Annotated in this window: 9 protein-coding genes; 8 read left to right on the top strand and 1 reads right to left on the bottom strand. The window is 44.1% G+C overall.

Going from position 1 to position 11,631, the window contains the following annotated elements; all coding sequences use genetic code 11:
- The first annotated feature begins 33 nt into the window (after positions 1–33).
- From B3M90_RS06275 to B3M90_RS06295, 5 genes are all read left to right on the top strand, one after another.
- Positions 34–261, top strand: a complete 228-nt coding sequence (locus B3M90_RS06275) for a sulfurtransferase TusA family protein (RefSeq protein WP_214856102.1) — start codon at positions 34–36, stop codon at positions 259–261.
- Positions 262–444: 183 nt separating this feature from the next.
- Complete coding sequence (msrB, locus tag B3M90_RS06280; protein ID WP_290783036.1) at positions 445–1,545, top strand: peptide-methionine (R)-S-oxide reductase MsrB; 1,101 nt, start codon at positions 445–447, stop codon at positions 1,543–1,545.
- A 144-nt stretch (positions 1,546–1,689) separates the two neighbouring features.
- Positions 1,690–4,590 (top strand): S8 family peptidase, encoded by a 2,901-nt coding sequence (locus tag B3M90_RS06285; protein WP_290783038.1) that lies wholly within the window; start codon positions 1,690–1,692, stop codon positions 4,588–4,590.
- 150 nt (positions 4,591–4,740) lie between these two features.
- Positions 4,741–7,311: a HAMP domain-containing sensor histidine kinase gene (locus B3M90_RS06290; RefSeq protein WP_290783040.1), complete on the top strand. Its 2,571-nt coding sequence runs from the start codon at positions 4,741–4,743 to the stop codon at positions 7,309–7,311.
- Positions 7,312–7,507: 196 nt separating this feature from the next.
- Entirely contained in the window at positions 7,508–9,046 is a 1,539-nt protein-coding gene (locus B3M90_RS06295) for a GGDEF domain-containing protein (RefSeq protein ID WP_214856097.1), read from the top strand.
- A gap of 78 nt (positions 9,047–9,124) precedes the next feature.
- Here the strand turns inward: B3M90_RS06295 and B3M90_RS06300 are convergent, their stop codons facing one another.
- Complete coding sequence (locus B3M90_RS06300; RefSeq protein WP_214748485.1) at positions 9,125–9,763, bottom strand: FusB/FusC family EF-G-binding protein; 639 nt, start codon at positions 9,761–9,763, stop codon at positions 9,125–9,127.
- A 123-nt stretch (positions 9,764–9,886) separates the two neighbouring features.
- Between B3M90_RS06300 and B3M90_RS06305 the strand changes: the two genes are divergently transcribed.
- The 3 genes from B3M90_RS06305 (at position 9,887) to B3M90_RS06315 (ending at position 11,613) form a co-directional block, all read left to right on the top strand.
- Positions 9,887–10,621 (top strand): hypothetical protein, encoded by a 735-nt coding sequence (locus tag B3M90_RS06305; protein ID WP_214856096.1) that lies wholly within the window; start codon positions 9,887–9,889, stop codon positions 10,619–10,621.
- A 64-nt stretch (positions 10,622–10,685) separates the two neighbouring features.
- Positions 10,686–11,135: a general stress protein gene (locus B3M90_RS06310; protein ID WP_214856095.1), complete on the top strand. Its 450-nt coding sequence runs from the start codon at positions 10,686–10,688 to the stop codon at positions 11,133–11,135.
- 28 nt (positions 11,136–11,163) lie between these two features.
- Positions 11,164–11,613 carry a universal stress protein gene (locus B3M90_RS06315; protein WP_214729837.1) on the top strand — a complete coding sequence of 150 codons (450 nt, stop codon included), beginning with the start codon at positions 11,164–11,166 and terminating at the stop codon, positions 11,611–11,613.
- The last annotated feature ends 18 nt before the right edge of the window (positions 11,614–11,631 follow it).

Consider the following 11,631-nt stretch of genomic DNA (forward strand, 5'->3'; position numbering starts at 1 on the left):
AACGAACATCAAATCATTCAGGAGGAATACAACATGAAATCAGAACTAGTACTCGACGCAAAAGGACTTGCTTGTCCGCTGCCAATCGTAAAAACAAAAAAAGCCATCGCTGGACTCGAATCAGGTCAAATCCTTGAAGTCCATGCAACGGATAAAGGGGCAAAAAACGATCTTCAGGCGTGGGCGACATCAGGTGGTCATGAACTCGTCAAACATGAAGAAGAAGCAAGCGTCCTCAAATTCTGGATTCAAAAAGGTTAATGTTGAAAAGAGCCGATATAAGGCTCTTTTTTTGTGGGTAAAAACATAATCACTTTTCATATTGTTGAAGGTTCTTCTTTTGAGCACATGCTACGACAAGCCAGCATCAGCGCGTTACAGTTAAATAAAATAACATCCAATAAACGTCGCGCGACGTAAGCTAAATAAAGGAGGCGAAGGAAGATGAAGAAACGAATGTGGACAGTTTTATCCGTCATTGGTCTCATCGTCGTCATGGTCGGGGGATACTTCGTGTTCCAGCAACAGCAGGCAAAATCAAGTGGTAGTAAGGAATTGAGTTATCAACCGGAAGAGACGGCGATCTTAGCTGGAGGATGCTTCTGGTGTATGGAGCCACCGTTTGAGGAGTTAAAAGGAGTTAAATCGGTCATTTCCGGTTACACGGGCGGTGATGTTAAAAATCCGACATACAATCAAGTATCGGTGGAGACGACAGGGCATCGGGAAGCGGTGTTAATCACGTTTGATCCAAACGTCATCTCATATAAACAATTACTCGATGTCTACTGGCGTCAGATTGACCCGACGGATGCAAACGGTCAGTTCGTTGACCAAGGGGAATCGTACACGACAGCGATTTTCTACACGAATGAAAAACAAAAAGAAATTGCAACGCAATCGAAACAGGATTTAGAGAAACAACAGGTTTTTGATGAAAAAATCGTCACACCGCTGATTGCAGCAGGTCCTTTTTACGAAGCGGAGGCATACCATCAGGATTATTATTTAACGAATGAGAAAAAATATAAGTTTTATCGGGCAGCTTCTGGACGCGATGACTTTATCAATCGCTACTGGAACGATCAACCAAAACTTAACCTTCCAACGTATCCAAAATTATCAGACGCAGAAATTAAAAAGAAACTAACCGCAATCCAGTACGAGGTGACACAAGAAGACGGGACGGAGCCGGCATTTGATAATCCGTATCATGACTTAAAGGCAGACGGGATCTACGTTGACCTCATTTCTGGTGAACCACTGTTTTCATCAAATGATAAATATGACTCGAAGACAGGATGGCCAAGTTTTACAAAACCACTTGAGCCGGGGAATATCATTGAGAAAAGGGATTTCTCGATCGGGATGAAACGGATGGAAGTTCGGAGCCGACATGGGAATGCACACCTCGGACACGTCTTCTCGGATGGTCCAAAACCGACCGGACTTCGATATTGTATGAACTCGGCTGCTTTACGTTTCATTCCGAAAGAGGAATTGAAACAAGAAGGATACAGCGAATATGTAGCAGATTTTAAATAATCATTAAAAGGCATTCAATGCGTGTGAGCATTGAGTGCCTTTCCTTTCAAAATTGTAAGATACATCCATAAAATAAATATCCATTTTATCCATATCCTGTTTATAATCAAGATAAAGTACGTCCATTTTGAAGGAGGAACATCTGTGAAGAAACTGATGATTTGGGTCATGCTGAGCTGTCTGATTTTGACGCTTGGAGTAGGACCTACGACAGCAAAGGCGGAGACTGCCCTTGCTAAAGCAACGCTTTTGAAAGCAGGTCAAGAGACGACGCTTGAAACAGGAACGGAAGAAAAAAATACATATTGGTACCGCGTCAATCATGAAGCGGGTGTAGAAAAAACTGCCTCTCACTTCGAGTTATCAATCGACACGGATCAACCTGTTCAAGTAACAGCTTATCCAAGCGAAGCGATGGCTGCAGAAGACGATACGTTTGATCGTTACCGGACAGAAGCAGAGCCAAATGAAAAAACACCGACAAAACTAGCTGTTCCATACGCATGGGATGGACCGTATTATGTCAAAGTAGAATATTACCCGAACATCGAAGAAGGGAAGACGACAAAAGCAGCGCACGCTAAACTAACGTATAACAACGTCAAATTGCCGGTTGAGTATGAACCGATCAATGATATCAGCTGTATGGCAGAAGAAGCGCTCAAACAAACAAAAGAAGAAAAACCGATGCTTGCGCTCATGCACTCGATTCAAAAACAAGTATTGAGCCAATCGGATGCTGGACGCGTTTTGACATCGCTTTACTACAAAGCATCGCCTTATGTCGTCAAAACACTTTTATTTAACAAAGATAAGCGTCAACAAGCATACGAAGATTTAAAAACATTGAAACCAGCGATGGATGCACTCGTGCGTGGAACGTCATACACGTTGACGAAAGCTGATCAACAAGCTGTCGATCGTCTTTACAAATTATCACGTGAAGCGTCACCTACTGTGATCGCTGAAGAGATTGATGGATATGCAAATAAAATGGATATCTCGAAATTAAGTGGTAGTTCGTTAAGCGAAACATTCCAGTCAATGGGTATGAGTATCCAATCAAAAGAAGCAACACGTTACATCGTCAAACTAAAACCAGGTAAGATGAACCGTTCGATGAAGATTGCGGGCGTTCAGGCAAATGATGTAGAACGTTTATCCCTTGGCAATGCGGGAGACTTCGTCATCGTAACGGAAGATCCGACGGTCAAAGGACAATCAGCGGCAGCATTAAAACAATCACTCAACCGTTCGTCAGCGGTCGAGTACGTTGAAAAGATTCAGACGTACCGGGCGACGAAGGATATCAACTTTGATTATCAATGGGCCGTCAACAAAAAGACTGTCTTTGAGCAATTCGATAACGTTGGAATCGGTTTTGAAGCGTTCCAACAACGTTTCGGAACGAAAAAATTAGCGCCTGTGAAGATTGCGGTCATCGATACAGGTGTTGATTATCGTTTGAAGGACTTACAAGGCAAAGTTGATATCGCAAATGAAAAGAACTATGTTTCTGTTAATGGAGACGGGGACGCAATTGATGACAACGGTCACGGAACACACGTGGCAGGCGTCATCGCAGCAACGATGAACAATGATTACGGTATCCAGGGAATCCATCAATCGGCACAAATCCTGCCGGTTAAAGTCTTGAATGCGAACGGTGAAGGGGAAACAGACGCCATCGCACTCGGGATTAAATATGCAGTTGATCACGGCGCAAAAGTCATCAATATGAGTCTTGGTGGCGGTGAGAGCCGGACGATGGCTTATATGATGAAATATGCAGCAGATCATGGTGTTACGGTCGTAGCTGCTTCAGGAAATGACTACGACATGATGGTCGGTTACCCAGCGAACTCGGAATACGCGATTTCTGTCGGAGCGACGAACCCTCTCGGAATGGTCGCGGATTATTCAAACTATGGTGTTGGACTTGATGTCGTAGCGCCAGGATCAAAAGTGGCTAGTTTGATTCCAGACGGTAACACGGTGTACATGGATGGAACAAGTATGGCTTCGCCACATGTTGCCGCAGTAGCGGGTATCTTGAAATCACTAAATTCGAAACTGACACCAGCGCAAATCGAACAAATCTTGCGCAAGAGTGCAGAACCGCTTGCGTTTGAAAATCTGAATGACTGGTATGAATTTGAAGATGAGGACGAAGATGGTGAGAAAATCGAGCCTGAATTCCCAGCTTACGTCAGTCCAGTCGCTGGCTACGGGAAAGTCAGTATTCCACGTGCGATCTCCCAGTTGAACTTGAACGGGAACGTCAATGATGTCTACGATAACCAACTAGTTGTTTCTGGAACAGTTAAGACAGGGACGAAAGTTGAAGTGTGGGCAGCTGTCGTAACAAAAGATAAGAATGGCAAAGAAACAACAACGAATAAAAAGTTAGCTGCAACAACAGCACAAGCAGGAAAATACAGCGTCAAGATTCCGCGTCAAAACCAAAAAACAGTTCTGACTGTTCGCTATGCAAATGGATTAGACGTCACATCGGAACGGACAGAAGTCCTTCCTGGAAAAGCACCAAAAGCACCAAAAGTGAATGCGATTCTTGCCGGTGCGACAAAAATGACAGGTACAGCTCTTGCGGGTGGTACGATTACAGTCAAAGATGCGAAACAAAAGAAAATTGCAACAGCGAAAGTCGATGCAAAAGGTAAGTTCAGCGCGAAGTTACCAAAGCAAGTGGGTGGTTCAAGCTTGATCGTTACGGTGACGGATATTGCAAAACGAACAAGTAAACCGACGATCGTAAAAGTCTTGCCAGCGCCAACTGCACCAAAAGTGAAATCGGTCTATGCCGGTCAAACGAAAGTAACCGGAACAGCTGAAAAGAAATTGAGCGTCTACGTAAAAGATGCGAAGAAAAAAGTCATCGGAAAAGGAACGGTTTCTTCTAAAGGAAACTATTCCGTCAAAATTCCGAAGCAAAAAGCAAAAGCGAAACTTTCGGTTTACGTTAAGAATACGCGCGGACAACTCAGTCCCGTAACGTCTGTGACAGTGAAGAAAGCGAAAAAGTAAGAGGGTAGAAAGACCTTTTTTCGGGTACATTCCGAGAAAAGGTCTTTTTTTGGATATCCTAGCTGTTGCTTCGAAAGCGTTTCTATTATATTAAATCTATAGAAACAAATGAAAAAGCATCATTCAACGAATGATGAGGAGGATACATTCATGGTGAATTGGATTCGGCGACGAATCGGTCGGCAGTTGCTGACTGTTTTTTATGCGGTACTGATCGTAGTATCGATTACTTCGTTCTTTGTCTATGACTACATGGAAGGACGAATCGAAACATCAAAACAGAATCTCGAGACAATCAGTGAACAAAATCGCCGAGCCAATGATTTATGGGACAATTGGCAAACGGTTCAGTTCGGTTTACGCGGATTCGTCATTTTTGGTAATCAGGAACGGTTTGATGAAATCCAAGCGCTCCGAACAGATATCAAAAGTGAGACAGATTGGTTCATGCGAAACGCCAAAACGGATGAAGAAGAAGAATTCGCGGCACAAATGACGAATTTATATGAACTGTACTATGACGTCTTATTTCCGCTGACCCAGTCTTACGTCAATGAAAAAAAGGCGAATCGGATCAATGAAGACTTTTTACAGGGGGATAGTCTATTTTCCTTACCAATTGCGAAACGACTCGTTGAACAAGGACAGTTAAAGCCAACTGCAGACGGTTCGATCGATATTACGCCAGATATTGAAAAAGCATCTGCGGCACTTGATGAATACCGGACGAATCTCAGCCAACAACAAGAAACAGCTGTCGGGGAACTGCGGAGTGAAGTCGCGAAGTCACAATGGATTTGGATCTCAAGTATCGTTGTGCTCGTCGCATTCATTCTCTTATTCGTTCACCCGTTCCTTCGCCGGATGACGCGGCAGTTGTTACGATTAGTAGACGATAATCAAAAACTTGCTCGCAAGGAACCAATTGAAATCGATAAGACGACAGAAAAACGTCCAGACGAAATCGGATTATTACGTGCTTCCTTTAATCGGATGGTCGTGACGACGAATGCTCATACGGATGCGATGCAAGGTAAAAATGAAGAATTGCAAGCGCAAAGTGAGGAATTGCTCGCGCAACAAGAAGAGTTACAGGCGCAACAAGAGGAACTCGAAGAAGCGTATCAAACGACGAAAAAGAATGAGGAAAAGTTGCGATTACGTAGTGAACTAACAGAGGCACTTGCCGTTCGCGAAACTGTCGAATCGTATCCAGCAATCGTTCAAAAGATGATCGATATCACTTCTTCAGAGTACGGTGCTCTATTGCTTTATGAAGAAGGGCAGTTTATGGGTGCAACAACAAACGGCATGACGATGGACTATTTAAAAGATCTCCTGAAAGATGAGATGTCCGTCATCAATCGATCGGTTCGCAAGATGGAATTCGTTCAATCGGAGAAGCGCGTTACACGTGAAAAAGAGCATCCGTATTCCTTTAGTACGTATGAGGTGACGATTCCGGTTCAAGATCCAGAAACGCATGAATTGATTGCTGCCATCTATCTCGTTCGCTACAAATCTGCATATAAAGGACAACAGCTGACGGATATTCGCGAGTTTGCGCAACAAATGACGCTTTCACTTCTACGGACGCGTTCTTATGAAGGAATGCGTCAGGAAAAAGAAAAGACCGAGCAAGTGTTGGACTCAATTCGAGAAGCGATCATTTATCTCGAGGATGGAAATGGAGAGTTATACGTCAACCGTCCATTGTTTGACTTGATTCCAGAACTTCAAACGGAATTCACAGTAGATCGGACGTTACCTTCGAGTGAGTACGTCATTGATGTGATGCGTCAGTTGGTGGATGATGTTGAAGCCTTTAATACGTATCTGGATTTAATTCGTTCCGGTAAGATTTCACCGGACAAAGTCCGATTTGATGTTCGAAACAATACGGCGCATCTAGAAGTCTACGCGGAACGCATTGATGTCGTCGGGGGATGGAAGGGAATCATTCTCGTCTTACGGGATATTACCCGGGAAACAGAAGCCGATCGTCTAAAAACAGAACTTGTCTCGACTGTGTCACATGAATTGCGAACGCCGCTCTCATCGATTTACGGTTTTACAGAGTTGATGCTAAATCGAAAGATCGATGACTCAAAACAGCAGAAGTATCTAGCGACGATCCATAATGAGACAGAACGATTATCGAACCTCGTCACGGACTTCTTAGACGTTCAACGGATGCAGTCGGGTGGACAGTTGTACCAAATGGCACATCTTGATTTGCTCAGCCTAACTGAACAAGTGATGTCCCTGTATGACGCTTCAAGTGAACGACACGATCTTCATTTGCAATTGCTCAGTCCGGATCGTCCATTCATATTAGGAGATGAAGACCGGATCAAACAATTGATGAGTAACTTGATCAACAATGCAATCAAGTATTCTCCCGATGGCGGACGTGTAGATGTCTGGATCGATACGAAAGATGATCAAGCCATCATTGAAGTGAAAGATGAAGGAATTGGGATTCCTCACCATGCATTTGCCCACTTATTTGATAAATTCTATCGTGTCGATAATTCCGATACACGTCGAATCGGTGGAACTGGACTCGGTTTATCGATTTGTAAGGAAATCGTCAAAGAACATGAAGGCGTCATCCACGTCGAATCTGAAGTCGGTAAAGGCAGTCGCTTCATCATCGTCTTACCGCTCAGTTTAAGTGAATCGATCGAGTCGACAGAAGAGAATCGACGTTCTAGTTAAAGAAAACATGATGTATTTCTGTTAAACCGTGTTCAATCCGCTAGGTGCGAGCACGGTTTTTTCTTATGTTTGAAACGAGTAATCTTGTCAAAAAAGATTTCAATAAAATAAAAAAAGAGTGAATAAACAGCAATCCTGAACCGATATACCTATAGGACAAACGAACTATGGTTAAAAAAGGAAAGGGGGAATCGTCATGTATGAGAAATGGCTGGGAATCGTTATAGGCTGGTTACTGTTTCATATCGGCTGGGTGACGTATATGGGCACGGAAACGGCAATTGGACAAGTCGTTAACAGCCTGTTCACGATCGGTGGTGTAACGATCTCCCTCTATTTGATTTGGCGGGCACAGCGACGCCAGGCAAGACGCCCTTTTACTTACCGCTTATTTCTTCTATTATTATTCGCTAATGCGATGCTTGGTATCGGCGAATGTGGACAGCTCCTATACTTCCTGCAAGGACGTACACGAACGGAACCGTTTGATTGGATCGACTTGATCTTCAGTCTTCAAATCTTGATCTATATCATTGCTTTCGGTTATTTCCTGCGTAATCGACGACAAGAAGTCAATTTGCGGGTCTTTTTGTTCGATGAGTTTATCATTTTAGTCGTTGCAGGATCTCTTTCGTGGCACTACTTAGTGACGCCTTATTTAGAAGCAAATGCCTTGCTGACGATCGAAACGCTTTTATGGCTTCGCTATCCGATCGGTGATTTATTGTTGCTCGGTGGAATGATTGTCTTATTCTTTGGTTTGATGAAGCGTGGCAATGGCGGCTCGTTATTATTGATTCTACTCGCATTTCATTTTCAGTTACTCGCTGATCTATTATACGTGGTACTCGAACGATTTGATTATCCATTTCCTTCGAGTTGGCTCGATCCGTTATGGTTAGCGACTGTCCTGATTGTCGGGCTTGCCGCGTATCGCTTTGATGCTGAGGAATCTCTCGTTCCTCTTGACGTTACACGGAGGTGGATCGATGTCTTACGTTTGATCACTCCTTACTTATTCTTATTGATTCTATTCGTGACGATGGCACGACAAACGATTAGTTGGAACGGTTTGACGATTGGATTAATGATTGCGATTCCGTTGTTGATTTCCCGTCAAATCCGGATTGTTGTTGACAATCAACGGTTGCGCGAAAATCTCGAAGCGAAGGTGGAAGAGCGAACGGAAGCATTAGCAACTGCCATGGAGGAGATGCGACACATGGCATATCACGATGCCTTAACAGGGTTACCGAATCGATATCTGTTTGCGCGACTGTTCCAAGACGCCTTGTACCGAGCGGAAGCGACTGACGGGCAGGTTGGGTTGTTCTTTATTGACATCGATCACTTCAAAGAGATTAACGATACGTATGGACATCATGTCGGAGATCAACTCATCGTCGATGTCACGACACGTCTACAAAAGAAATTGCCGCCCAATACAGTCATTTCAAGACAAGGTGGAGATGAGTTCGTCGTCTTGTTATTTGACGTTGAACAAGAAGCAGAAGTCGTGCAGTGTGGGGAACATCTCGTTTCCTTGTTCCGACAGCCGTTTCACCATGGTATCATTCCACTTCCGGTAACAGCGAGCATCGGTGGAGCAATCTATCCGGCGCATGCAGCCTCGCGATCGGACTTGATCGAGCAAGCAGACCTAGCGATGTATGAGGCAAAACGTCGCGGGAAGAATCAATTTTGCTTGCATGATCCAGCGATAATGAACACATGAACGTCGTCACATTCAAAAACACGCTCGTATACCGAACCTTATCGGATCAGTCATACGAACGTGTTTTTTTGATGCCGATCATTTCTTTTGCGTGCGTGCTAAGAACGTTTCAATGACTTCTGGATTCGTCACAGCTTGATTACATGCATCGCTGTCGATACACATATGATGACCAATCGTCTGATGCTGTTCAGTCGAACGGCGTGTCGTGACAGTTACGAGTGTAATATCACTATACGTATGACAAATCGCACAAATCCCTTTTTGAATCGATGGTAGATAGGTACCTTCTACGCCAATCCATTCACCATTCAAGGGATAGACGAAATATTTTTTCCGATTTCCGGTATCGTTCCAGCTTAAAAACGTCGTGTGTGTCCACTCAAAGGAGTGAAGTGACGGAATGTGTAACTTTTTCGTTTTTTTAAAGAGCTGTCGGATCCGTGATTCAGAAATACTCGGAAACGGTTGGACGAACGGTTCGACATGTGCTAAATACGCGAGGAGATCCTGTTCGGATTCAGCGTCACGAATGTTCGTCAGCAAGATTTCCTGTTCCGGTGTAAGTATTGGCAATAGATCAAATATCTTTTCAGCGGCACTGTACCGAACAGCATCACGAACATCGGGGTCATGAACGGCTGCGAATTGATGTTGCAGCAGCTCGACTTGATTCCGAATGAAATTGTATTGATAGGGTAGTAAAAATGCGTCCATTCTCGTTCCTCCTTTTCCTTTCATCGTACCGTAATTTGGCAACAGAACAAAGCGACATTTTAGTTTTTCAGACTTCTACAGCGGGAATTAAATAACAGACTGAACGAGGAGGTGAAAAGAGAAGTGCAGTATTTAACATTTTTACGCTTGATGAATGTAGGAGCATTCCTCTTTGCAATGCTAGCACGCGTCGTTTGGCAACATCCGATGACCATTCTTAAGTTATCTCTTGTTCCTGCACCATTCTTTGACGCCATTGCCGGTGTCGTGTTTACGACATTATTGATTTGGTGTATTCGACCGGTACGTGCCTTCCCTGCGGATCGAGAACTGATTGAAGATATCGGAGGGTGGCTTGCATTATCACTCGTGACGCTTGGAATCAGTAGTATGAGTGGCCCCCCTTGGGAACTCGTCTCGACGACGATTTCTTTCATCAGCCTTTGCTTAGTCTATATGAAAATTCAACACCATCCCCGGCGTTCGCCGTGGATGCGCTCTCCATTTTCAGTGTTGCTTGCCTGGATCAGTACGATGCTATTGATTTTACCATTTCGGATCTTGTCGGATTTTCAGTTCACTTCTCTATTCAGTCTTTCCGAAACCCAATGGAGCACGATTGCGCTCGCATTAGCTGTTATCGGTGGACTCCTGTTCATCGCAATCCATTCAGATTGGGTATTTGGTCTCGCACTCATCTGGTATTTAGCTGGACTATTGTTTAACGAACGTCTCATTCTCTTGCAACAAATCATAGCGGGAATTGGCATAATGTGTGTTTTACTCCTATGTTATTACGTCTTTCAGAAACGTCAACGTCTTTTTCGACAGCATTCACCTAAGTCTTCTTCATCCTAGTCATGTTTTAGATGAATTTGGGGTATATCTCATATAGTTGCTATAAAAGGGGGAGACGTGTGTCATGGGAAAAAAACAATGGATTGGTGTCTATCAAAATGAGACGGATTTGATTCGAAAAATTGAGGATCTACATTTTGCGGGTTACCTAGAAGAAGATTTGTATGTCGTGTTGCAAGACAAAACCGATATGGCGATGTTACGTGGGCAATCGGCGGCGCAACTGGTCTCTGGAAAACGGACGCTGTTTGAGCGGTTTACAGGCAAACCAGCTTCGGCTGAGGAAATTCAAACCGCTTTTACGGAACTCGGATTGCCGGAGGCAGATATTCGGCAACACGTCTTACGTGTCCAACAAGGCGATTATGTCCTGTTGGCAGACGAAGCAGGGGCTTCTCGTCCTGCGCCGGAACCAAAAAGTATTCTGGAAACAGAGCCAGAGGGAATCGAAGCGGAACGAAAACTTGATCACGAAAACCGTGCCCTTGAAAATGAAAATGATCGGATGTTGTAAGAGAGTCGTGCGGAAAGGATGAATTTTGATGGAGAGCCAATATCATACGATTTTGGTAGCAGTCGACGGATCAGAGACAGCAGATTTAGCATTTGAGAAGGCAGTGAAATTTGCCAAACTTGATCATGCTAAACTCGTCATCGCCCATGTCATCGATATTCAGACGTTTGCTAACGTACGTGCCAATAAACGTTTCATTGATCAAAACGTTACCGAATATGCACAAGAATTGCTCGATCGTTACGAAAAGCGGGCACGAGAAGCAGGTGTCGAGACAGTTGAGCTGATCATCGAAAACGGCTCTCCGAAAACACTGATTCCAAAGGTCATCGCACCACGCGTTGGTGCGGGTCTGATCGTCTGCGGAGCAGTCGGGACGAATGCGATGGAACGAATCATGATTGGGAGTGTTTCTGAAAACATTTCCCGTTATGCAAAATGCGATATCTATATCGTCCGTCCGAAAACCTTGAAGTGACATAAAACAGCACACATC

The sequence above is a fragment of the Exiguobacterium sp. UBA6309 genome, from assembly GCF_002439205.1.
Taxonomy (GTDB): Bacteria; Bacillota; Bacilli; order Exiguobacteriales; family Exiguobacteriaceae; genus Exiguobacterium_A.

What these genes read in the sequence shown, in the direction of transcription:
- B3M90_RS06275 (WP_214856102.1), top strand. Translation starts at nt 34, where the DNA reads ATGAAATCAGAACTAGTACTCGACGCAAAAGGACTTGCTTGTCCGCTG.
- msrB (WP_290783036.1), top strand. Translation starts at nt 445, where the DNA reads ATGAAGAAACGAATGTGGACAGTTTTATCCGTCATTGGTCTCATCGTC.
- B3M90_RS06290 (WP_290783040.1), top strand. Translation starts at nt 4,741, where the DNA reads ATGGTGAATTGGATTCGGCGACGAATCGGTCGGCAGTTGCTGACTGTT.
- B3M90_RS06295 (WP_214856097.1), top strand. Translation starts at nt 7,508, where the DNA reads ATGTATGAGAAATGGCTGGGAATCGTTATAGGCTGGTTACTGTTTCAT.
- B3M90_RS06300 (WP_214748485.1), bottom strand. Translation starts at nt 9,763, where the DNA reads ATGGACGCATTTTTACTACCCTATCAATACAATTTCATTCGGAATCAA.
- B3M90_RS06310 (WP_214856095.1), top strand. Translation starts at nt 10,686, where the DNA reads ATGGGAAAAAAACAATGGATTGGTGTCTATCAAAATGAGACGGATTTG.
- B3M90_RS06315 (WP_214729837.1), top strand. Translation starts at nt 11,164, where the DNA reads ATGGAGAGCCAATATCATACGATTTTGGTAGCAGTCGACGGATCAGAG.